Source organism: Neobacillus sp. KR4-4, from assembly GCF_042136325.1.
GTDB lineage: Bacteria > Bacillota > Bacilli > Bacillales > Cytobacillaceae > Neobacillus.
The window spans coordinates 26,250-50,281 of record NZ_JBHHJU010000017.1 but is presented as its reverse complement, the minus strand read 5'-3'; the positions used below and the strand labels follow the sequence as shown (position 1 = coordinate 50,281).

Sequence of the window (24,032 nt, the reverse complement as noted above, 5' to 3'; positions counted from 1 at the left end):
ATTAATAAACTCCTAATCTCATATTTGCAGTGATATAAAAAATAACTAAAAAAAGGAGACAAGTAAATGAAAAAGACTAAATTGAAGCGTTTAAAGTCATGAAAACCGCAGCTGTGGACTCATTAATTCTTACTTCATACCCAGCTTTTGCGGAAATGAATAATACTTCATCTCAGGCTCAAGCAATTGAAGATATCGTTGAATTCATGTATAAAGCTATCACTGCTATCAATTAGCGTGATAGCTTTTTCTTTTAATAAACCTACCTAAATCGGGAGGGTGATGAATTACCACTACTAGTAATATAATGTAACGTCTCTATTTCCAATCGTTAGATGTTCCTTTTAATGGTTTTAAAAGGAATAGGATTAGGAATTGAGGGTAAAATAGGATAAACTTACCGATTGAAGAAAAGAGGAACATATAGTGAAAGCCGACCGATCAATAGACAAAAACGAGAAGTCGCTGCAAGAAATACTATTCTCTAGTTCAGACTTCAAATCGAGCGATTTCGTGGCGGGCGACCGACATTTTCGGCTATTTTATTTGGATACAATGATCGAACTTTCTGTGGTACAGGAACACATTATCAGCCCATTGCTTGGTAATACTGACGTTGGCATACGTGAAGCTGTGTCCATTCTAGATTATGGAGAGACCGATCTTATCACTGTAGCGTCGAAAGCGCTCGTCGCGGGGAAGACGGTTGTTCAAATTGAAGGAGAAGCCAAGTTCTATTTGCTTGGAACCGAGCTTAATAAAGAACGCGCGATAAATATTCCGTTGAACGAACGGACACTTCGCGGTTCCAACCAAGCGTTAATCGAAAACCTGGATACGAATCTCAATTTGATGCGCAAGCAGATCGCGTCGCCCGATCTTGTCGTAAAGTCCTATCAGATTGGCCGCAGGTCGAATACAAAAGTTGGCGTACTTTACCTACAGTCGTTAGCCAACGAAAATGTTCTACAGGAGTTTGAACGCAGGATCAATAGCATTGACATTGACTACGTCGAAGCACCCGGGTTTATTCAAGAAATGATTGAAGATAAAAAATTCTCGATTTTTCCAAGAATGCTTGTTACCGAGAGACCGGACCGGGTAAGATCGTACCTTATGGATGGGAAAATCGCGATTTTAACCGACGGTTCGCCAAATTGCCTGATCCTTCCGGTTTCGTTCTGGGCGTTCTTCCAAATCCCCGACGATTATCAAATTGGCTGGCTGTTCGGCAGCGCTATACGGTTACTTCGGATTATCAGCTTTCTTTTAGCGATCAGTCTGCCTGGCATTTATGTGGCCCTTGTCACTTTTGATCCACGTATTATCCCGTTCGAAGTCGCACTGACGCTGCAAAGCTCTATGCAATACATTGCGTTACCACCTGTACTGGAAGCGTTGACTATGCTGTTCATACTCGAAATCTTGCGAGAGGCGACCGTTCGTCTCCCAACCTCAATCGCCAATTCAGTCGGTGTGGTCGGCGCTATCGTTATCGGAACCACCGTGGTTGAGTCCAATCTGATTTCCAACATGATGGTCATCGTAGTGGCGCTTACGGGAATTGCCTCATTTATTATTCCTTCCTATGAAATGAGTACCGCGGCCCGATATTTGACGTACCCGTTCATTTTCATGGCCTCGATTTTCGGGCTGATCGGCTTGGAGCTTTCATACCTCTTGGTGCTGACACATTTGTCCCGTATAAACACGATGGGTATTCCGTACTTTTACTCGGGGATTACGGGCGATACCATTAAAGATACATGGTTCAGAGGACCAATTTGGAGTTTGAAAAAACGCCCGGAGGAAAGCTTGGCAAAAGACGATATGAGAATTCGTGAACAAAGGGGAGGGACAGAATGATACACTTAGAAAAAATCTCTATCAATCAACTTATTTGCCTTGTTATTCTGACCCAAGTAGGAGTTAGTGTTTTAACGATTCCTTATGCACAAATCCGCGACTCGGGCAACGATTCGTGGATGTCTATATTACTCGGGGGAGTGATTGCTCAAGCGATCATCATGATCATCTATCAACTTGGAAAGAGATATGCGGATCGGCCGTTGCCTCAGTATATATCTGCTATTGTTGGAAAGCCGTTAGGATCGGTCGTAAACTTCTTGTTTGCCGCGTACTTCGCGCAAAATAGCCTTATGGTTATTATCACGTATTCTGATGTCATCAACCGCTGGGTGTTATTTGAGACGCCCTGGTCAGTGTTAATCGGAGTATTTTTCACAATTGGAGCGTATATCGCTTCATCTACTCTACGGTCAATGGCTACCATAACGCAGACGATTATGCTTATGTTTCTAATATGCTTTGTGATCGTATTTATAAGTGGAATTTCAAAAGAAAGTGATTTTCGTCATATACTGCCAATAGGCACTCACGGGATCGGATCAATTATAAAGGGTGCTATCCCTTCGTTTTGGTTGTACTCGGGATATGAGCAACTCCTGTACGTTTTTCCATTTGTAAGATTCCGCAAGAAGAAGGATATCCTAGTTGCAATTTCGGCAGCTAATGGATTTACGACCTTTTTTTACCTCGTGATAACAGTGATTGTTACGGTCAACTTCAGCGCAAATCAATTGAAGTCTATCCCGGAGCCGATGGTGTTCATTCTCCGTGTATTCAATTGGCCAATCGTTCAAAGTCTCGATATTCTATTTATGACGATTTGGCTATCTGTGGTATTGGTGACGCAGTATGTTTATTTGTTTATATCCGCCCGTCATTTTGCGTTCATCAGAGGAAAGGAAATCCGCAACCATCCTCTTTTGGTATGGATTCTTACAATCGTTTGCTTCGGGGCCGGAATATGGTGCTCCGATCGGCAAATGCAGTCCCAAATATTAGGATATCATAATATTGTTACTGGTATTATGATTGCCGTTGTGCCAACAATTCTGCTTCTTATTTCTTTGGCACGGGGAAAGGCGGCGGGAGGATGAAAAAAGCCGCAATTGGAATTTTGTCGTTACTGCTCTTGACCGGTTGTTGGGATCGATTACTGCTTCGTAATCTTCAATTGGTGGACATAGCCGGGTTGGATTTGGACGAGGAGAATGGGGACGTCGAACTCTCTATGATTGTCACCAAGCTCAATAGTACGGGCCAAGGAGAAGGGGAGCCGAATCTGGAAACGACGGAAATCAGAGAACCTAGTTTAATGGAAGCGGTCGGCCAAGGAGACTACACCGATCGATCTCCTTTCTTAGGGATCAACACGAGAATCTATATGATAAGCAAGAGGTTTGCTTCGAAAGATCCTGTTTCAAAACTTACTTTTTTACTTAACACCCCCTATTCGTCGGTCAACACCCCCGTAATTGTATTCGAAGGGAACGTTTCAAAGCTTTTGAAAACTCAATCGGGAAGAAATAATGATTTTACGAAAAATCTAAATGAGTTTATTTTATCCTTGGATAGGAACGGAATGATGCCCACTGTTTCCATGATGCGTTTTATTCTGTCCCAGGAAGAACCATTGGAGGATATCGCGTTGCCTGTGTTGAAAAAATTCAATGCGGGAATGGAATTAAGCGGCGCTCTATTATTCCGTCAAGGTAGGAATACAGGGGTGAATCTCAACAAAGAACAAGTCCAGATGTCTATGCTGTTATTAGGGATGGATAAAGGGAGGCAAAGATTTACCGGACAGATGCCGGAAAACGGAGAGGGACGGCACATCCAATATGGGTTTTCCGTCAAAAAAGGGAATTCAAAGATCATTGTACATCCTGAATCAAGAGGATTGCCGAAAGTCACTATCGAAGTCCGATTGCAAATTAATACATTCGGCCTTGGCAAGTCAGTTCATATGCTTAAGTCTGATTATGTTAATCGAATGGAAAAAGAACTGAGTAAACACCTGGAAGAAAAAGCGGCAGCGACGATCGAGACTATGCAAAAAGCGAATTGCGACATTCTCGGCATCGGAAAAGAATTAAAGGCATTCCATCCGAACATTTGGAAGTCATTGAATTGGCGCAAAGACTTTCCGGAAATGTCAATCGAACCGAATTTCGACGTGCAGATCCTTAACGCGGTTGCAGAATAGATTGGGTGGAGCTTTTACTCCACCCAATCTTCATAGCCGACTGGCAATAAATTCAAGTATAAAAAGTTAGTAAAGTTAAAAGAACAGAAGTAATTATTATGGCTATAAGTGGACGTGTTGCTTTTGTACGTAATTCTTTCAAGCTAATATTTAAGCCTAATCCGGTCATTGACATGGTTAACATAAATGAGGTACCGTATGCAATATCAGACATCACTGTTTTTGATACCACTACCTTATTACCAATGATATAGCTTCCCACAAAACTCATAACCATAAAACCAATTAAAAACCATGGAAACTCGAATCTTGTCTCCTCCTCTATTTTTCCTTTCTTTTTCATCCATAGCATAAGGATAAAACAAACTGGAATTAATAGGAATACTCGTGCAAGTTTGGCAAGTAATGCTTGAGCAAGAGCATCCTGGCCTGCCGGGGCAGCAGCTAAAGCGACATGGCCGATCTCGTGAAGGCTGATTCCAACCCAATTGCCGTAGCTTTTAGGACCAATAGATAAAAAAGGATATATTAACGTATAGATTATTGAAAACACAGTGCCAACTAATGCGATAATGCCGACTCCCATAGCCGTATCCTCATCTTTTGCTTTTATGATTGGCGATACGGCCGCGATAGCAGCCGCACCACAAATGCCTGTGCCGAGACTTAATAATAAAGAAAGATTAAAATCTGCCTTCAGCCATTTAGCAAGGGTCATAAGAATAACGATGGAAAAAATGATCGTGATTGACCCTCTAAGCAATAGTGGGAACCCCTGATGAAAGATCACAATCATGTTAAGCTTTAATCCATAAAGTATGATAGCCAATCTTAATAATTTCTTTGATGAAAATTGAATACCAGTACGTAATTTTTCTGGATATCCAAAAAACTGTCTATAAACCACTGCTAGTAAAATGGCACACGCAAGAGGTCCAATACGATTTAGTCCTGGAAGCGTTGCTAAAACAAATCCTAACACGGCTATGATCAATGTAAAACCAATTCCAGAAATCAAAGAGGCATCTAGCTTTTTTACTGCTTTTTTTTGCTGCTTCGGACTGGGAATTATTAATACTTTTTGTTCCAATGTTTTTCAACCCCTAATTTGGATTCTATATAATTTATCGTAACTAAAGATTTACAATAAGGAAAATAAATGATTATTATAGTTATAATAAGTAAATACGATAGTATGAAAGGGAACCTATGGATCAATTATTAATTGTATTTTTATCTGTAGCTGATAAAAGAAATTTTTCGAGAGCAGCGGAAGAGCTTCATATGACTCAGCCTGCAGTCAGCCAGCAAATTCAACAATTGGAGAGATATGTTGGTGCAAAACTACTTCTCCGAACTAATAAAAATGTGCAGCTAACTAAAGCAGGAGAAATAGTCTATTTGCATGCTAAAGAAATAACAAGTTTATTCAAACGAATGTCAATGTTAGTGAATGAATTAAATAACGAGCCAACAGGACCATTAAAAATTGGTGCCAGCTTTACCTTTGGAGAGTATGTGTTACCACATATACTTGCAAGAATGAAAAACCTATTTCCTAATATCATCCCTTCGGTACAAATTGGCAACACAAGGGATATTGCTAAAGCTATCACAAGTCATGAGATCGATGTAGGAATTGTAGAGGGGGAAATTCCTCATCAAAATTTATATGTAAAATCCGTTTCCACCGATCAAATGTTTATCATGGCAGGAGGGAAATATCCAATTTATTTCAATAAGGAGGTAACACGAAGACAGGTAGAACAAGAGAATTGGATTGTTCGTGAGGAAGGTTCTGGAACAAGGGATGCAACAGAAAAATTATTTGAAGTTTTAGAAATACGCCCTACTAATTTAATGGAGTTCGGCAGCACACAACTAATTAAAGAAGCAGTCGAAGCGGGGCTTGGGATTAGTTACTTATCCGAACTGACTGTAAAAAAAGAAAGAATGCTTGGTACCATTCAAGTATTAAATGTAAAAGGGACACCGATAAAAAGAAATTTTTCAGTAATAACAGAATCTGTGGAATTGCATACGAAATCTATGACCTTATTTATTGAGTTAATAGAAAAATATTTAGAGAATCAATTATTGCAATAGCTCTAATTAAATCAAACATATCAAGATGACAAAGCTCTTTACTGGGGCTTTGTCTTTTTATTTAGAAGTAGATGAAGGGTTCATCCCAGTAGTCTTCCGTTATTCTGAAGTTCCTTTTTATTATTAGTAATACTTACATACAAATCAAAATATTTAATTTTATTTAATTATTATTTATGAGTATACTAAATTTAGTAATATTTTAAATATTCACAATAGTAGGCGTTCAAAGTCTCTAATGTGAGGAAAAAGGGGTGGAATTGAATTAATGAGTTATAACTTAAACGAAAATCTGAAGAGAAGTGCAAATAACTTCCCGGGAAGTATTGCTTATATCTATTTAGATAAGAGTGTTACTTACAGGAAATTAAATCAGCAGGTAAATCAATTCTCTGCAGGCTTGGCTGCCCAAGGAATCGGGAAGGGAGATGGTGTGGCTCTTATATTAGGAAATAGCCCTGAATTTCTCATTGCGTACTACGGTATTTTACGAATTGGTGCATTTGTTGTTCCGATCAATCCTTTGTTTACCCAAGGGGAAATCAACTACATATTAGACAATAGTCAAGCCAAAGCGGTCATTACTCATGTATCTGTAGCACCAAAGTTATCAGAAATAATGAAGCAACTGGAAAATCTGAAGTTTGTGATTTATACCGAAGCCGAGGATCAGGAAACGACATGGGAGCATTTCATGGAAACAAGCTCAAGTATTAATGTTTGTGAAAGCCCTTACATTGATGAGGAAGATCTTGCAGTCATTCTATATACATCAGGAACAACCGGTAAACCAAAGGGTGCTATGTTAACGCATCGGAACATGGCTTCTAATGCGGACTCCATTTTAAAATTATTAGAACTCGATGAGAAGGATCGTGTCGTAGCAGTTCTACCGATGTTCCATGTATTCTGTATGACAGTTTGTCTGAATGCGCCAATTGCTTGTGGGGCGACAGTCCTGATTCAGCCTAAATTCAGCCCTCATGACGTAGTTGGCACCATTCGAGAATACAAGGCAACCGTGTTTGCTGGTGTACCTACTATGTACAGTTTTATCTATCAATTGCCTGAAGCGATTGCGGAGGATTGCCAATCTATTCGCATCTGCATCTCTGGTGGTGCCTCGATTCCGGTCGAACTGCTGCATAAATTTGAAAACAAGTTTAAGGTTTCAATCTTGGAAGGATATGGTCTTTCGGAGACTGCTCCTCTCGTCGCTGTTAATCCTTTAAAAGGAACTCGCAAGCCAGGTTCTATCGGCTTGAACATTCCAGGTGTCCAAAGCAAAGTTGTAGATGAGTTCGGAAAGGAATTGCCGAGAAGAGAAGTCGGAGAATTAGTTGTTCAAGGACCAAATGTAATGAAGGGATATTTGGGGAAACCGGAAGCTTCTTCAGCTGCTTTTAAAGACGGGTGGTTTTACACTGGTGATCTCGCAACAATGGATGAAGAAGGATACATCTACATTGTTGACCGCAAGAAGGACATGATTATTGTGGGCGGTTACAATGTATATCCTCGAGAAGTGGAAGAAGTCCTATATCAACATCCCGCCGTAGTAGAGGCAGCCGTTATTGGAGTGCCTGATGGAGAATACGGGGAAAGCGTAAAAGCATACGTAGTAGTTAAGGATGAGCAAATCACCATGAATGACATTATTCAATTCTGTCAGGATAAGCTGGTGAAGTACAAGCTTCCTAAACAAGTAGAATTTTTTAATGAGCTGCCAAAGAACTCAACAGGGAAGATTTTGCGGAGAGAGTTAAGAGAATTAACTGAAGTAAAGTGAGAAACTAATCAAATTTTTAAAGGGGGATTACTTATGTCAATCATTTTAAAGGAAAAAGTTAAAGGGCCAGTAGCTTGGAAAGGCACTGACCTAGCTAAAGATGAAGCATGGGTTTATTATTTGTCCAAAAAAACGATTGCTTCACTTGAGAACGCTCTAGCTCAAGTTAAACAAAAGGGTTTAAAAGCACCTGAGTTTAACAAAGAGGACTTCCCGATTCCGGAACTCACTGAAGAAATTGCCTACTTTGTTGAAGAGCTAGAGACCGAAAGGGGCTTCCTCTTAATTCGTGGTTTACCAATGGAACGTTATACAGACGAAGATGTAAAAATTATTTATTGGGGTCTTGGACTTCATATGGGCGTTCCGCAATCGCAAAACGCGAATGGTGACCTCTTAGGACACGTCAAAGATCAGGGTCTTAGCTTAGAAAATGGCAACGTACGCGGTTACCAAACGAAATTGCATCTTCCGTTTCATGCTGACGGATCAGATGTCGTCGGATTATTATGTCTTCGGAAAGCAATATCTGGCGGTCATAGCAGTATCATCAGCTCAATGGCTGTGTATAATGAAATTTTGGAGAAATACCCGGAGTATCTTGGAATTCTCTCTAACACGTTCTACTTTGATCGACGTGGTGAGGAAGGACCAGGTGAATCACCAGTATTTTCATCTCCAATCTTCAGTTTTTATAATGGTAAATTGAGCTGTTTTTATGTCCGCCTCTTTATCGAATCAGCACAAGCGAAAACAGGTATCAAGCTGTCAAAAGTTCAAATTGAAGCATTAGACGTACTAGATTCTATCCTTCATGATGAAAATATGCATTACAATATGATGTTGGAACCAGGTGACATGCAATTCGTCAATAATTACACGATACTTCACTCACGCACTCAATACGAAGACTATGAAGAACAGGAACGCAAACGTCATTTGTTAAGATTGTGGCTTACGATGCCAAATGGGCGGGGAATTTCCCCAGATTTCGGGGTTGGCAGTATACCTTCGCGTAGTAAAACATCTGGCGGTCTTATAGAAACATTAAAATAAATTTTGCTTAAATAATTAGGTAAGAAAGAGGGGGTACACCATTTCTATTTTCAGGAAAAGGTGTACCTTATCTGGTAAAAAGTAGGGGGATATACATGTCAAGTACTCCAAAGTATTCTTGGATTATTTTATTATTTCTAGTTCTTTCCGGGATGATCAACCAAGTAGATAAAATTATCATTGGTCTGGTTTCCGTTCCTTTAATGAAAGAGTTACATTTAAGTCCATCGCAATGGGGAGTTGTAGGAAGTTCGTTCTTTTGGTTTTTTACCTTCGCCTCTATCGTTCTTGGCGGCATGGCTGATTCCAGAAATACGAAAAAAATGTTAACGTGGATATCGCTTGTATGGTTGATTGTTCAATTTGCCACTCCTTTCGTTTCCAGTTTGTCTCTGCTCGTATTAACACGAATGATTTTGGGAGCAGGTGAAGGTCCAGCCCCGGCACTGTCCACGGCAATCATGGGAAAATGGTTTCCGAAACATAGACATGGAATAGGCTTTGGTGCGGTTCTCTTAGGAACCACGGGGGGATCGGCGATTGCTTCCCCATTATTAATCTCTTTAATCGATAATTATGGATGGAGATCTGCATTTATTGCCATGGGTATACTGGGACTGATTGTTTTGGTTTTATGGATGATTTTCGGTAAAGAAAGTCCAAAAGAAATCGGGCTGACTGCCATTCATCAAAAGGATCAACAGTCGTCTAGTCTTTCTAAGGTTTCATGGCGTCAGTTTCTTCCATATCTTTTATCTAAAAATTTTATTTTGACCGTTTTGTGCGGTGGGTGTGCTTATTGGTTATTGTCCGTTCAAGCGGTATGGTTTCCAGCCTACTTTACCAAAGTTCAACATTTTAATGGTCAAACATTAAAACTAGCCGTGTCTTTACCTTTTCTTTTTGCAGCTTTTTGCCAATTTGGATTTGCTTTGCTATCAGACCGCCTTTATCGTAAAACAGGAGATATTCGTAAAGCACGAATTAATCTTGCTGGTTTCATGATGATGTTATCCGCTTTATGTATATACCTAGCAAATACCGTAAATTCAACGTCTTTGTCCATAATATTCTTTACCCTTGCACCCGGTTTTGCGTATGTCATTCTATCACTCGCCCCTGCCATATTGATGGAGTTTTTTTCTGCTCAAAACATTGGAAAGGCACAAGGGACATTCATTGCTCTTGCAAGTATTGCAAGTATTATTGCTCCACTCGTATTTGGGAATCTAATTCAAAAATCAGCCTCTGAAGCTATTGGCTATGGTAATGCGTTTCAAGCCTCTTCTTTGGGGATGCTGATTATCGGATTATTGTTTTGGATCGGTGTACGTCCCGCAAAGCAAAGTCACGTAGTGATTGAAGTAGAGGAGCAAATAAGTTAAAAATAATATTTTTATATAATTGAAGATTATTAAGGAACTAAAAATAATAAATTTGCAAAAGTCAATTTTGAAGGAGGAGTTTTAATGTCAATCATTTTAAATGAAAAAATCCAAGGGCTTTCAGCATGGAAAGGTACTGAGCTAGCAAAAGATGATTCATGGATTTATTATTTATCCGAGAAAACAATTGCTGCTCTTGAAAAGGCTGTATTATATGTTCAACAAAAGGGATTAAAAGCACCTGATTTTAATAAGGACGATTTCCCGATTCCTGAACTCGCTGACGAAATTACTTACTTTGTTGACGAACTGGAGAATGGAAAAGGGTTTCTATTGATTCGTGGATTGCCAATGGACCAGTTTACTGACGAAGAAGCGAGCATTATTTACTGGGGTCTCGGACTTCACTTGGGAATGCCGATCATACAAAGCAAAACTGGGGAACTCTTAGGGCATATCAAAAATGTAGGTAAAGACTTTAGTGATAATACAAAAGTACGTGGTTATCAAACGAATGTACATCTTGATTATCACACAGATCTCGCTGATGTGGTCGGATTACTATGTCTTCGCAAAGCGAAATCTGGCGGTTTAAGCAGTATCGCAAGTGCAATGTCTATCTATAATGAAATTCTAGAGAAGCACCCAGAGTACCTTGAAATTCTTTATCGTCCATTTGCTCATGATCTGCGCGGGGAAGAATCACCAGGTCAATCTCAAGTAGTTCAAACACCGATTTTTAGCTATTATGATGATAAATTAAGCTGCAGATATATTCGCCAATATGTCGAATCAGCACAAACGAAAACAGGTATCTCTTTGTCGAAAGAAGAAATTGAAGCATTTGATTTTATCGATTCCCTAACTCATGATGAAAACTTCCATATTGATATGATGATGGAACCGGGTGATATGCAATTCGTTAATAATTATGCCGTTTTGCATTCACGGACTCATTTTGAAGATTACGAAGAAGATGACAAGAAACGCCATCTATTAAGATTGTGGCTCATGATGCCAAATGGCCGGAAAATTGCCCCGAATTTCGAGTTTTATGTCGGAGGAGCACCCGTAACTAGATAAAAAGCTGGTGGTAATTAAACTCATCATTTTTTCTTTATTTAAGTGATATGGTGATTTTATTCATCGAATAACGTGAATAAAATCACCATTTTATGTTTTTAAATGTCTTATGGCCGGAAAAAATGGTTGGAGAAAGGCGAATTAATACTGAAATAAATTGAAGAGAGGATGATGCTTCTTGGCAAATTTAGATCCGCAAGCAGAAAAATATTTACAAGCTTTTAATCAGATGCCACCTATTCATAAAATGGATCCTAAGAGAGTAAGAGAGATGCTGTCAAAGGCACCGCGCCCTGATGTAAAGTTAGAACCTCTTTCAAAGGTAGAGGATTTGATGCTTCCAGTAAGCCAGGAGGAAGAAATAAAATGTCGTGTATACATTCCAGAAGGGCAAGGTCCCTTTCCCCTATTTATATACTACCATGGTGGAGGATGGGTTCTCGGAGACATTGAATCGACTGATGCAAGCTGCCGAATGATTGCGAATCGAACAGAAAGTATTGTTGTATCCGTAAACTATCGTCTTGCACCGGAGTATAAGTTCCCGACTCCAGTAGAAGACGCCTACTCCGCATTGCAATGGGTTTATGAAAAAGGGACTTCTTTTAACGGAGATGTTTCCCGATTGGTAGTTGGAGGAGATAGCGTAGGTGGAAATCTAGCAACCGTAGTTACGATGATGGCGAGAGACAAAAAAGGTCCCTGCATCGCTGCACAGGTATTACTTTATCCTGCGACAAATCTTGAGTTCAATACGGAATCCCATCAAACTTTTGCAAAAGGATTTGGTCTGGATCGCGAACAGCTGCTTTGGTTCCGTGATCATTATTTAGGGAATGAAGAGGATAGGTTTAATGAGTTTGCTTCCCCCTTGATCTCCCAAGATTTAAGTGGTCTCCCGCCAGCAATTGTGATTACAGCGGAAAATGATGTGCTTCGGGATGAAGGCATGGCCTATGTTGAACGTCTGAAAAAATTTGGTGTTCACGTTGAATATGCATGTGAACCCGGTATGGTCCACGGATTTTTTGCCCACATGGCCATTTTCTCGAAGAACATAGAATCGACTGTTTCTACGATCGACAAGTTCTTGAGTTCCGTAAAATATTAAATAAAGATAGATTGAAAGAAAATGTTCTAAATAAAGGCGAGCCTCAAAATTTATGAAGCTCGCCTTTATAATACACTATCTAATTTTTTTAATAAAAGAAAATTATTGATAATCTATGAAACCGTGACTAGGGTTTAGTAATAAACAGTATTTCCAATTCCACCGGTTACCGAAATGACATCGCCAGTGATCGATGCCGCCAAAGGTGACGCTAGGAAGGTAACGACATTAGCAATTTCCTCTGGTGTAATCAAACGGCCAAGAGCATTCATTGATGATGCTTGGCGTATAGCTTCCTCATTAGTGACCCGACCTCTAAACGTTTCCGTATCGACAATCCCTGGATAAACAGCATTGACAGTTATTCCGTGCTTTCCTAATTCTAATGATGCGGATTTTGTCATATGGACAACAGATGCATTACGAGGACCGGAACTAAAATAATTGCCGCCAATTCTGGCTGCCAGACCACTTATATTGATAATACGTCCCCAATTATTTTGGATCATATAAGGAGCAGCAGCTCTGATACAACGAAAATAGCCCATATACTTTTCTTCAAAATCTTTCAAAATAAGTTCATCTTTAATGCTGTTAAAATCCTCTGGCTCATGGCCGCCCACACGTGCTCCACTGTTAATTAAAATATCAATGCTTCCCATTTCTGCTGCTGATTTTTCGACTAAATTTAGGATAGAGTCAGGATCATTGGTATCTGCCACGATTGGGTAAATATTTCTGTTGGTCTCTTTGGACAATTCGTCTGCAGCATTCTTTAGTGACGCTTCGTTTCGTGAACAAATCGTACAATCTACACCTTCTAATGCCAACTGACGGGCAATAGCTTTGCCAATCCCCCTGCTTCCTCCGACGATCAGTGCTTTTTTTCCAGATAATTTTAAGTCCATAGTACAACCTCCTGTTTCGAATTAACTTGTATTAGACTCAGCTTGAAAGTGATTTATTAGATTATTTAATCATTTCTATCTTTGATTCTACCTATAAATGATAATTATATAAAATTAAAGATATTAACTTGTACTTAAGTATTATTAATATATTTTTATTTATTGTAAATTTCCCATGTGCAAGGTGTTATATATTTCATATATTAGTAATGTTTACTTGCAAATTAAAATTTCTAATTTTATTTAATTGAAAATTATGAATATAATCAATATATCTACTATTAACACAGTCACAATGTTTATTAAAGCGCTTACAAAAAATGAAGGGGGTAACATGGATTCCTATACACTCTATTTCACAGGCTATTATTTTTGAAAATTTCAATAAAAAAACGAAGGGGAGTATATATGCCATCCATTTTGAAGGAAAAAATTAAAGGACCAGTAGCTTGGAGGGGGATTGATTTAGTTAAAGATGTTTCATGGATTTATTATTTGTCAGAGGAAACGATTGCAGCTCTTGAAAGCGCTTTACGCTATGTAAAACAAAAAGGTTTAAAAGCACCGGATTTTAACAAAGAAGACTTCCCGATTCCAGATCTCACTGACGAAATCGATTACTTTATTGACGAGTTGGAAAATGGGAAGTGTTTTCTATTAATTCGTGGCTTACCAATTGAAAAGTATACAGATGAAGAAGCAAGCATCATATACTGGGGTCTCGGAGTCCACCTAGGTATCCCAGTAACGCAAAACGCTAAAGGTGCTCTATTAGGGCATGTTGTTGACCAAGGTCTCGACATTAATGATTCAAATGTACGAGGTTACCAAACGAATGCACATCTTCCCTTTCACCCAGATGGATCTGACGTAGTCGGATTATTATGTCTTCGAAAAGCTAAATCTGGGGGTTACAGTAGTATCGTAAGTTCCATGGCGGTTTACAATGAAATTCTGGATAGGTACCCAGAGTATCTTGGCATTCTCTATCTTCCATATTTCTTGGATCGCCGTGGTGAGGAAACACCTGGTGAATCTCCTGTTTATTCATCACCGCTCTTTAGTTATTACGAGGGTAAATTGAGTTGCAGATATAACCGGGGATATGTTGAATCGGCACAAGCGAAAACAGGTAGATATTTGTCAAAAGTGGAAATTGAAGCTTATGACTTAATGGATTCTCTCCTACATGATGAAAACATGCATTTTGATATGATGATGGAACCGGGGGATATGCAATTTGTTAATAATTATACAGTTCTTCATTCACGAACTGTATACGAAGACTATGAAGAACCTGAACGGAAACGTCATTTATTAAGATTGTGGCTCACGATGTCAAATGGGCGAGAAATTGCGCCCGACTTCGCGATGTTTATTGATGAGAAAACAGGTAAAGCAGGTCGCGGCGGTATTCCAGTACGTGAAAAAACTACTGGTGGGATTGCAGAAAAAATGAGGTAATAAATTTAATAGATATAAAGAATCTAGGAGTGTTTAAACACGAAAGATTTACCTTTATAAACTTTTAAGAAACCAATTGAATCATGTGAACGGGAGTGCCTTTATCATTTCATGTAAAGATTTTCAGAAAATAGTAGAAAAGAAGGGGAGAATTTTAATTTGAAAACACCAAAATATTCTTGGATCATATTATTTATTCTTGTAGCTTCAGGTATGGTCAACCAGGTGGATAAAATTATCATTGGTTTGGTATCTGTTCCTCTAATGAAAGAGTTACATTTAAGTCCTTCACAATGGGGAATTGTCGGAAGTTCTTTCTTTGTGTTTTTTACCTTTTCCTCTTTCATTATTGGTGGAATGGCTGATTCAAGAAATACGAAAAAAATGTTTACTTGGATCTCGTTTGTATGGTTGGCTGTTCAATTTACCACACCTTTTGTTTCCAGTCTATCTCTGCTAGTCATGACAAGAATGTTCTTGGGAGCAGGAGAAGGTCCTGCTGTTGCTATATCAACTTCGTTAATAGGAAAGTGGTTCCCTAAACATAGACATGGTATAGGCTTTGGCGCTGTTCTCTTTGGAGCAACAATCGGGCCAGCGATTGCTTCTCCATTATTACTCTCCTTGATCAATCGATATGGATGGAGAGCTGCTTTTATAGCAATGGGGATTGTTGGACTAATGGTCCTAGTTTTATGGTTGATTTTTGGAAAAGAAAGCCCAAAAGAAATCGGGTTGTCTACTTTTGAGCAGGTAGATAAGCACTCATCAATTTCTTCTAAAGTTACTTGGCGTCAGTTTCTTCCACATCTTTTTTCTAAAAATTTTATTTTTACTGTTTTGTGTGCAGGTTGTGCTTATTGGTTATTGTCCATTCAAGCGGTATGGTTTCCTGCATATTTTACCAAAATTCAACACTTTGATGGAAAAATGTTAAAACTTGCGGTGTCTTTACCTTTTCTTTTCGCTGCCATTTGCCAAATTGTATTTGCCTTGTTATCGGATCGGCTTTATCGCAAAACAGGAGATATTCGTAAAGCACGAATTAATGTTGCAGGGGTTACCATGGTGCTATCGGCTATTTGTTTATTTCTTGCCAATGCCTTTAACTCAAGTGCTTTTTCCATCTTATTCTTCATCCTTGCTCCGGGTTTTGCGATTGTTATTCTTTCACTCGCACCCGCCATGTTAATGGAATTCTTTTCTCCCAAAAACATTGGAAAGGCTCAAGGGACCTATGTGGCTCTATCCAGTTCAACAAGCATTATTGCTCCACTCATATTCGGGTATCTAATCCAGTATGCAGGAACTGAGGCAATCGGATATGGGTATGGCTTCCAAGTAACTTCTTTGGTTATGTTCGTAATGGGAATACTGTTTTGGGCTATTGTTCGTCCCGCGAACCAAAGTCAAACAACGATAAAACCTGAGGAACAAGTTATTGTATAAAAATTATGAATTGGTGAATCAAGGAGGGAAATAAACTATGTGTAAAAATGAAAAGGCCGTTTCTGAGATGGATTGTTGTGTAGATTGTCATGAAGAATTAGCTATTATGGAGAGAAATCGCAGCAAGTGCTGGAATTGTCTGGATAAGATGTCCGAAACTTACGCTGATGATCATCTTGAAGTGGAGGATGGAGTAAATTAGTTAGTTTCATAGAAAAGCTCTAATAATTAAGTTAATAATGCAGGGAGTGAAAATATTGGCTGGACAAGGAAAGTTAAACACAACCTTTTCTGAAGCTATTCAAGATATTCAAGATGGTGCAACCATCATTGTTGGTGGTTTTGGTCTGTCGGGAATTCCCGAGAATCTAATTCTAGCATTACGGGACAAGGGAACAAAAGATTTAACGATTGTAAGTAACAATTGTGGGGTGGATGATTGGGGACTGGGTCTGCTGCTTGCAAATAAGCAGATTAAGAAAATGGTAGCAAGCTATGTGGGAGAGAACAAGATCTTTGAAAAGCAATTTTTAAGTGGAGAATTGGAAGTAGAGCTTGTTCCCCAGGGGACACTGGCGGAAAGAATTCGGGCAGGAGGAGCTGGCATCCCTGGATTCTATACGCCGACTGGCGTTGGTACCCTGATTGCGGAGGGCAAAGAATACCGACTTTTTAATGGGAGACCGCATATTTTTGAAGAAGGAATAGTTGGTGATTTTGCCTTTGTGAAGGCATGGAAAGGCGATTCGCTTGGAAATCTTATTTACCGGAAGACAGCTCGCAATTTTAACCCACTCGCAGCAACAGCAGGCAGGGTTACGATTGCAGAGGTGGAGCAAATGGTTGAAGTGGGTGCTCTTGATCCGGATGAGATTCATACACCTGGGATCTATGTCCAAAGGATATTGGAAGGAAAGAATTATCTGAAAAGAATTGAACGTCGTACCGTCATATCTATTTAAATCACCATTGAAGGGTAATACGCAAAAATTACAAAGCTGTTTTTCTAGGGGGAATATATAGTGATGGATACCAGGACAAAAATCATTAAGCGTGCGGTTCAAGAGATTCAAAATGGTATGAACGTAAATCTAGGGATTGGCATACCTACTTTGCTCGCGAATGAAATCCCGAATGATGTTCATGTATTATTACAATCAGAAAATGGGTTGCTTGGGATCGGACCGTATCCTTTTGAAGGGATGGAGGATCCTGATCTTATTAACGCAGGGAAGGAAACGGTTACAGTTGTTAGTGGTGGATCGTTCTTTGATAGTGCAGAGTCTTTTGCCATGATTCGAGGAGGACATATTGATTTGGCCATCCTTGGTGGTATGGAGGTATCTGAACAAGGGGACTTGGCAAATTGGATGATCCCGGGAAAAATGATCAAGGGTATGGGAGGAGCAATGGACCTCGTCCATGGTGCCAAAAGAGTTGTGGTCATAATGGAACACATCAATAAGTACAATGAATCAAAGATAAAAAAAAGCTGTACCCTTCCATTAACGGGTCAAAAAGTTGTACACCGATTAATTACGGATTTGGCAGTGTTTGATTTTACACCTGAGGGCATGATTCTTGTGGAAACTCAAGAAGGTGTTTCACTTGATGAAGTGATAGAGAAGACGGAGGCTTCCTTTTCGATCAGCGCCAATTTGACATGCGGTAAAGGGGATCGTCAAAAGGCTCCTCTATAACAAGGTAAAAGATATAACACTCCTAATTCTTATTAGGGTAAAAATAAATTTGTAAAAAAAGAGAAGGTTTTTCGCCACATGAGACGACGAACCTTCTCTTTTTTAGCATATTAATTCTTTTTAATTTCTGATTTTAAATAATGAATATATTTGTTGGCATAAGTGGATAAATGTTTATTCTCAGACCGTACTAATCCTAATGAAATATTTACAGTCGGATGATTCACCAAATCAATTGGGATGATATCACCATTGATGACAGGGGGATAGTTTTTCATTACGAAATCAGGAGCAAATGTAATCGCCAAATTTTCATTGATGGCTTGGAGAACTCCATCCATATTATTTGAAGTAAATAGAATTTTCATAGGCTTATATTTGATAAAGAAATCCTGAACAAAATACTGCATTAATTCACCCTGATATGTAACGAGAGTTTGATCAAGTATATCATGCGGAGTGATAGTACCAAGAATGGCTAAGGGAGAATGCTTAGAAACATATACTTTCTGCTTTCCTTCAATTAATGCTTCAAAAGCTATTCCTTCCATGTTTATGTTCAAATCTCTTGAATACGTAACCAGTCCTATGTCGGTTTTATGCTGCCTGACATCTCCAATTACTGCTGATCCACTTTTATCGGCAACCTCCAAATTTACGTGCGGATAATCATGTCTAAACGCGGCAATCGCTTTTACCAGGAACGTCATCAACCCTGGTAATGACGATATTTTTAGTTCCCCCACTTCCGTGGAATTCAATAGATTAGCTGTCTCTTTTATTTCCTCAAGTTTTTTTTGTACTTCGTAGGCAAGTTTCAGAATGATTCTTCCTTCATCGGTTGGGACAGCGCCATGTCCCCGTGACCGCTTAAGAATTTTCATCCCCAGCTCATTTTCCAAGTTGGTTATGGACTGGCTGATGTTGGATTGAGTCACATGGAGATTCTGTGCAGCGACTGACAGAGAATTGTATTTTGCGACTTCTACGATATAAAGTAATTGTTCAATATTCATGCTGTTCCCCTTTTTTAATATTAGTGATACTTACTTACAAATTAAAATCTTTAATTTTATTTAATTATAATTTATTAGTATAATCAATATCAAGAAGATTTAAAAATCTTTGAATTTTCTACATACAGGAGGAGAACTAGAATGTCAGCGAACCAATTGTTTGATTTAAATGGAAAGACAGCAATCGTTACCGGAGGCGGCAGCGGGTTAGGGCGTGTAATGGCACTGGCGTTGGCAGAAGCCGGAGCAAACGTTGTTGTATGTTCACGGCGTTTAGAGATTTGCGAAGCAGTTGTAAAAGAAATCGAGGCGTTAGGAAAACAGGCACTTGCGCTTTCATTGGATGTCACAAATCGGGAATCTGTCGTTCAAGCTGTGGAGAAAGCGGTTTCTCATTTTGGAGGAATCGAAATTTTAGTCAACAGCAGCGGAACCGTTTATGAGTCTCCTGCTACGGATATGCCTTTAGAACAATGGCAAGCAATGCTAGATACAAATGTGACAGGAACATTCTTGATGTGTCAGGCAGTTGGAAAACATATGATTAATAACGAATACGGGAAAATTATTAACATTTCTTCTAGTATTGGCTTTAAGGGTGTTGACCCGGAAGCTGTAGATTCTGTCGGATATACAACTAGTAAGGGTGCAGTCATGACCTTAACGAAGGATTTGGCAGTTAAGTGGGGCCGCCATGGAGTGTATGTAAATTCCATTGCTCCTGGAGTTTTCACTACAGGAATGAATAACCCAGAAATACCGGGAACACTTGTACACAAAGCAGGCCCTTTCATTGCTTCACAAGTTCCAGTTAGAAGGTTAGGCAGTGACAATGATTTGGTAGGTGCACTCCTTTACTTTGCTTCAGCAGCATCTAATTATTGTACAGGACAAATTTTGACTCTTGATGGTGGACTTGGGGCTAAGTAAACTTCAACAAAATAACTTGGCTGTGTAAATTAATAATACTTAATTGCACATAAGAAATAACAATTTTACTTAATAAATAATTACAAATATATTGAGATTAATAAATTCGGAAAAGTTAATTAGCTGAATAATGTAAGCGTTAACAGTATACGAGTTTAAAAAACATTCGTTGGAAGAGGGGATTTTTGTGAGTAATGTAAAAAATGTACAACAAGCTGTAGCATATCATGCCGGCAATGTTAATGTGGATGAATTGCCTTGGGTTCCTTATTTCGGAGATGCGAAATTTAAATTGCTTAAGGCCAACCCTGTAACAGGGCAGAATATTACCTTATTATATGTACCTGCAAAAATGCAGCTTCCGGCCCATTATCATCCTGGACAAGTCATTGTTTATACTGTACAAGGGTCTTGGAGATATCTCGAGGAGCCTTGGATCTCCAAACCTGGCGACATGGTTTTTGAACCAGCCGGCTCCACACATACACCTACAGCTGTAGGGGATGAAGACGTTATTACCTTCAATATTGTGGAAGGAACATTAGATTATTTGGGTGAGAATGGAGAAATTCTTGCACGAGATAATTGGGAATCATTCCTGAAAAGATATCTTGACTATTGCGAGGCTGAAGGAATTGAACCTGTTGATGTGACAGCATTTTAATAAATAAATCTGTAATAAAAAGAGAAGCCGGTGTCTAATTGACGGAGAGGCTTCTCTTTTATTATGTGTAACGACTATTATATACAGAAAACTAGTAAGTTGATAGTTTTCATTATCTGTATAGTAGTAATAATTATTTATAAATTAAAAATTTTAATTTTATATAATTATTAATTATGAGTATAATTAGTAACATAATAATATTTATAAATTTTAGAATATTCCAAACGACAGGGGGGCTAAAAAATATATGCCAACAGAAACAGTTTTAATTACAGGCGCTACTAAAGGGATCGGTTTGGAATTCGCAAAAGTTTTCGCAGGCCATCGCTATAACTTGATATTAGTTGCCAGAGACGAAACCTTGTTGGAACATCAAGCGGAGAATTTAAAAAAGGATTATGGAGTGCAAGTAAATACTTATGCCGGTGACTTAAGCAGCCATGCAACTGTAGAGAGCTTATATCAATACTTGAAAAGCGAAGGAATTACCATTGATATTTTAATTAATAATGCCGGGGCTGGCGGATTAGGGCTAATGACGGAATTGGATATTAAGAAAGAATTGGAATGTCTGCAGCTCAACATGATTTCACTCACTTATTTAACCAGACTGATTGCGGATGAAATGGTAAAACGAAAGCAAGGTAAAATATTAAACGTTGCTTCAACAGCAGCCTTTCAGACGACTCCACTGATGTCGATGTATGGGGCAAGCAAATCGTATGTCTTAACCTTTTCAGAAGCAATTGCGGAAGAATTGAAGGGAACTGGAGTTCAAGTTTCTGTATTATGTCCCCCTTCTACCAAAACAGCGCTCACACAAGGATTGGCCGAAACAAGAACAAAAATTTTCATTAAGAACTTGATGGACCCGCATACAGTTGCCAAGTGCGGCTTTGAAGGGTTAATGAAGAATAAAACGGTGATCATCCCTGGCTTTAAAAATAAACTCATGGCCAAATCAGTGGGACTGCTGCCAAGGAAATGGGTAACCATCTATACCCGAAAGCTTATTGAACAAAAAGTGTAAATAGCAATAGAATCCCATCCTTGATAGGGTGGGGGATTTTAAAGAATAAATGAGCAATCGCTCGGTCAATTATTTCATGGGAAAAGATTGGATGCACAAAAATATATTTGTGAGGGGACTAACAATGAACTTTTTATTATCCGATGAACATCAAATGATGCAAAAAATGGTGCGAGAGTTTGCTTTAAACGATGTTGAGCCTTCTGCTGCACAGCGTGATGAAGAAGAATATTTTGATAGTAAGATTTGGCACAAGATGGCCGAACTTGGATTATGTGGGATCCCTTGGCCGGAAGAGTATGGTGGGGCAGATGCCGATTATTTAAGTTATGTGATTGCATTGGAAGAGCTTTCGCGAGTGGATGCTTCCATAGGTACCACTCTTGCTGCTCATACATCGTTAGCAGGATGGCCAGTTTACAAGTTTGGAACAGAGCAACAAAAGCAAAAATATTTGCGTGCTATGGCTGAAGGAAAAAGCATGGGGGCGTATTGCTTGACGGAACCTGGATCCGGATCCGATTCCGGAGGAATGAAAACATCCGCCGTGCGTGACGGGGATGACTGGATCTTAAACGGTTCGAAGATTTTTATAACCAACGGCGGCTATGCGGACATCTATATTGTCTTCGCTCAGACCAATCCGGATCTAAAGCAAAAGGGGATTGCAGCATTTATCGTAGAAAAGGGCTTCCTGGGTTTCTCTGTGGGTAAAAAGGAGAAAAAGATGGGCATTCGCTCCTCCGCGACAACCGAAGTAATTTTTGAGGACTGCCGCATTCCAAAGGACAATCTCTTGGGACAAGTGGGTGAAGGGTTCAAAATTGCGATGATGACCCTCGACGGAGGCCGTAACGGGGTTGCTTCCCAAGCGGTGGGAATCGCTCAGGGAGCGTTTGATAAAGCGGTCGAATATGCGAAGAATCGCGTCCAGTTTGGCAAACCGATTATCTCGCTTCAAGCCATTCAATTCAAGCTGGCTGATATGGCTACAAAGATCGAAGCTGCCCGTTTATTGACCTATCAAGCCGCATGGCGTGAGGATCAAGGGATTCCTTATGGACTTCAATCTGCGATGTCCAAACTGTTTGCAGGAGACACCGCAATGGAAGTAGCTGTCGAAGCAGTTCAAGTATTTGGTGGATATGGCTACACAAGGGAATATCCGGTAGAACGCTATATGCGAGATGCAAAGATTACCCAAATATATGAAGGAACTCAAGAGATTCAGCGTCTTGTTATTGCTGGGAATCTGCTTAAAGAGTAGCTAAATTCGAATATGCAATAAAAATAGGAACGTAATCTATTAAAAAGTAAAAAGAGGTGAATGACCTTGTCGAATGTGAATGACTTACTTGGGTATGAGTTAGAGCCATATTGCATGGCTGTTGAAAAAGGAAAAATAAAGGAACTAGCCATTGCTATTGGTGATGATAACCCCGTTTACTACAGCTTGGAGGCAGCTAAGGAAGCTGGTTATGATGGCATTCCTGTTCCACTAACCTTTTTACAGATCATAGATTTCCATGGCGGATATGGCTTCCAAGAAAAAATGGAGGCATTGAATTTAAACCCAGTTAAAATATTGCACGGTGGGCAGGCGTATGAATATTTAGGCGATATTTATGCCGGGATGAGCTTCAGGTTATGAGTAAAATTGTTCGGGCTGATACGAAAATCGGTTCCTCTGGCGGAATGGATTTTATTACAGAAGAAACACGATATACCAATCAAAGGGGCGAATTAGTTGCAATTGCTAAAATTACGTTAATTCACCGTCATTAAAAAGTAGATGATTAGAGGGGCGAAACGAATCATGTATTTTGAAGACCTACAGGAGGGAGATTCATGTCCAGTTCTGAAAAAAGATCCGATTACGCGAGTCCAGCTCGTAAAATTTGCCGGAGCATCTGGAGATTTTAATCCTCTGCATACCGTAGAAGAGGTTGGAGAGGAAGCCGGCACAGGCATTATCGCTCACGGTATGTTAGTTATGGGGATGTTGTCTCAAGGAGTTACATCCTGGATATCGCTAAAAAACATCAAAAGAATACAAGTACGCTTTAGTAAAATGACGTATCCTGGAGAATCTATCGAAATTGTTGGCAGTGTGAAAAAGAAAAAGGGTGACAACTTAGTAGTAGGAGAAGTCCTGGCGAAAAATAGTGAAGGCGATGTAAAAGTTTCAGGGATTTTTGAAGCGATACTGCCATCAAGGAATTAATAGAGCAATTGTATAAATCGTTAAACCCAGGGTGCTCTAAAA

The 24,032-nt window shown here is 39.4% G+C and carries 22 protein-coding genes and 1 pseudogene; 20 read left to right on the top strand and 3 right to left on the bottom strand.

Translation table 11 applies throughout. The annotated features are described in order from the left end of the window. Positions 1-426 precede the first annotated feature (426 nt). Genes ACE198_RS17285 through ACE198_RS17275 form a run of 3 tightly spaced genes read left to right on the top strand, consistent with a single transcriptional unit; the run spans position 427 to position 4,072 of the window. Entirely contained in the window at positions 427-1,866 is a 1,440-nt protein-coding gene (locus ACE198_RS17285; RefSeq protein ID WP_375376410.1) for a spore germination protein, read from the top strand. Beyond that, positions 1,863-2,963 carry a GerAB/ArcD/ProY family transporter gene (locus tag ACE198_RS17280; protein ID WP_375376409.1) on the top strand — a complete coding sequence of 367 codons (1,101 nt, stop codon included), beginning with the start codon at positions 1,863-1,865 and terminating at the stop codon, positions 2,961-2,963. Before ACE198_RS17285 ends, ACE198_RS17280 begins: the two co-directional genes overlap by 4 nt. Beyond that, positions 2,960-4,072, top strand: a complete 1,113-nt coding sequence (locus tag ACE198_RS17275; protein ID WP_375376408.1) for a Ger(x)C family spore germination protein — start codon at positions 2,960-2,962, stop codon at positions 4,070-4,072. The genes ACE198_RS17280 and ACE198_RS17275 overlap by 4 nt, the downstream gene beginning before the upstream one ends. A 52-nt stretch (positions 4,073-4,124) precedes the next feature. Here the strand turns inward: ACE198_RS17275 and ACE198_RS17270 are convergent, their stop codons facing one another. Next, positions 4,125-5,141 carry a YeiH family protein gene (locus ACE198_RS17270; RefSeq protein WP_375376453.1) on the bottom strand — a complete coding sequence of 339 codons (1,017 nt, stop codon included), beginning with the start codon at positions 5,139-5,141 and terminating at the stop codon, positions 4,125-4,127. Between the two features lie 140 nt (positions 5,142-5,281). On the opposite strand from ACE198_RS17270, the gene ACE198_RS17265 reads away from it, so the two are divergent. The 6 genes from ACE198_RS17265 to ACE198_RS17240 all read left to right on the top strand — a co-directional run bounded on the left by ACE198_RS17265 (position 5,282) and on the right by ACE198_RS17240 (position 12,602). Further along, positions 5,282-6,178, top strand: a complete 897-nt coding sequence (locus ACE198_RS17265; RefSeq protein ID WP_375376407.1) for a LysR family transcriptional regulator — start codon at positions 5,282-5,284, stop codon at positions 6,176-6,178. Between the two features lie 268 nt (positions 6,179-6,446). Continuing rightward, on the top strand, positions 6,447-7,967 hold the full coding sequence (locus tag ACE198_RS17260; protein WP_375376406.1) for a long-chain-fatty-acid--CoA ligase: 1,521 nt from the start codon (positions 6,447-6,449) through the stop codon (positions 7,965-7,967). Positions 7,968-8,000: 33 nt separating this feature from the next. Then, a complete protein-coding gene (locus tag ACE198_RS17255) occupies positions 8,001-9,023 on the top strand; it encodes a TauD/TfdA family dioxygenase (protein ID WP_375376405.1) in 1,023 nt (340 codons plus the stop codon). Between the two features lie 95 nt (positions 9,024-9,118). Continuing rightward, entirely contained in the window at positions 9,119-10,408 is a 1,290-nt protein-coding gene (locus ACE198_RS17250) for an MFS transporter (protein ID WP_375376404.1), read from the top strand. Between the two features lie 84 nt (positions 10,409-10,492). Beyond that, on the top strand, positions 10,493-11,491 hold the full coding sequence (locus ACE198_RS17245) for a TauD/TfdA family dioxygenase (RefSeq protein WP_375376403.1): 999 nt from the start codon (positions 10,493-10,495) through the stop codon (positions 11,489-11,491). Between the two features lie 178 nt (positions 11,492-11,669). After that, the gene (locus ACE198_RS17240; RefSeq protein WP_375376402.1) at positions 11,670-12,602 is read left to right on the top strand and encodes an alpha/beta hydrolase; all 933 of its coding nucleotides are present in this window, start codon (positions 11,670-11,672) and stop codon (positions 12,600-12,602) included. Between the two features lie 134 nt (positions 12,603-12,736). On the opposite strand, the gene ACE198_RS17235 is transcribed toward ACE198_RS17240, so the two are convergent. Continuing rightward, entirely contained in the window at positions 12,737-13,510 is a 774-nt protein-coding gene (locus ACE198_RS17235; protein WP_375376401.1) for an SDR family NAD(P)-dependent oxidoreductase, read from the bottom strand. A 408-nt stretch (positions 13,511-13,918) separates the two neighbouring features. Between ACE198_RS17235 and ACE198_RS17230 the strand changes: the two genes are divergently transcribed. The 5 genes from ACE198_RS17230 to ACE198_RS17210 all read left to right on the top strand — a co-directional run bounded on the left by ACE198_RS17230 (position 13,919) and on the right by ACE198_RS17210 (position 18,123). Beyond that, complete coding sequence (locus tag ACE198_RS17230; RefSeq protein WP_375376400.1) at positions 13,919-14,974, top strand: TauD/TfdA family dioxygenase; 1,056 nt, start codon at positions 13,919-13,921, stop codon at positions 14,972-14,974. Positions 14,975-15,133: 159 nt separating this feature from the next. Continuing rightward, positions 15,134-16,423 carry an MFS transporter gene (locus tag ACE198_RS17225; RefSeq protein WP_375376399.1) on the top strand — a complete coding sequence of 430 codons (1,290 nt, stop codon included), beginning with the start codon at positions 15,134-15,136 and terminating at the stop codon, positions 16,421-16,423. Between the two features lie 37 nt (positions 16,424-16,460). After that, a complete protein-coding gene (locus ACE198_RS17220) occupies positions 16,461-16,625 on the top strand; it encodes a hypothetical protein (RefSeq protein WP_375376398.1) in 165 nt (54 codons plus the stop codon). A gap of 55 nt (positions 16,626-16,680) precedes the next feature. Then, positions 16,681-17,385, top strand: a complete 705-nt coding sequence (locus tag ACE198_RS17215) for a CoA transferase subunit A (RefSeq protein ID WP_375376397.1) — start codon at positions 16,681-16,683, stop codon at positions 17,383-17,385. 63 nt (positions 17,386-17,448) lie between these two features. Further along, the gene (locus ACE198_RS17210) at positions 17,449-18,123 is read left to right on the top strand and encodes a 3-oxoacid CoA-transferase subunit B (protein ID WP_375376452.1); all 675 of its coding nucleotides are present in this window, start codon (positions 17,449-17,451) and stop codon (positions 18,121-18,123) included. Between the two features lie 110 nt (positions 18,124-18,233). Here ACE198_RS17210 and ACE198_RS17205 read toward each other — a convergent pair whose 3' ends face one another. Continuing rightward, entirely contained in the window at positions 18,234-19,139 is a 906-nt protein-coding gene (locus tag ACE198_RS17205; RefSeq protein ID WP_375376396.1) for a LysR family transcriptional regulator, read from the bottom strand. 141 nt (positions 19,140-19,280) lie between these two features. Between ACE198_RS17205 and ACE198_RS17200 the strand changes: the two genes are divergently transcribed. The 6 genes and pseudogenes from ACE198_RS17200 (at position 19,281) to ACE198_RS17175 (ending at position 23,990) form a co-directional block, all read left to right on the top strand. Continuing rightward, positions 19,281-20,069, top strand: coding sequence for an SDR family NAD(P)-dependent oxidoreductase (locus ACE198_RS17200; protein WP_375376395.1), 789 nt, complete (start codon positions 19,281-19,283; stop codon positions 20,067-20,069). A 187-nt stretch (positions 20,070-20,256) separates the two neighbouring features. Next, positions 20,257-20,733, top strand: coding sequence for a 2,4'-dihydroxyacetophenone dioxygenase family protein (locus ACE198_RS17195; RefSeq protein ID WP_375376394.1), 477 nt, complete (start codon positions 20,257-20,259; stop codon positions 20,731-20,733). Positions 20,734-20,983: 250 nt separating this feature from the next. Further along, a complete protein-coding gene (locus tag ACE198_RS17190) occupies positions 20,984-21,766 on the top strand; it encodes an SDR family NAD(P)-dependent oxidoreductase (RefSeq protein WP_375376393.1) in 783 nt (260 codons plus the stop codon). Between the two features lie 124 nt (positions 21,767-21,890). Further along, positions 21,891-23,033 carry an acyl-CoA dehydrogenase gene (locus ACE198_RS17185; protein WP_375376392.1) on the top strand — a complete coding sequence of 381 codons (1,143 nt, stop codon included), beginning with the start codon at positions 21,891-21,893 and terminating at the stop codon, positions 23,031-23,033. A gap of 60 nt (positions 23,034-23,093) precedes the next feature. Beyond that, positions 23,094-23,551, top strand: a pseudogene (locus ACE198_RS17180) (FAS1-like dehydratase domain-containing protein). 31 nt (positions 23,552-23,582) lie between these two features. Then, the gene (locus ACE198_RS17175; RefSeq protein ID WP_375376391.1) at positions 23,583-23,990 is read left to right on the top strand and encodes a MaoC/PaaZ C-terminal domain-containing protein; all 408 of its coding nucleotides are present in this window, start codon (positions 23,583-23,585) and stop codon (positions 23,988-23,990) included. Positions 23,991-24,032: the final 42 nt, after the last annotated feature.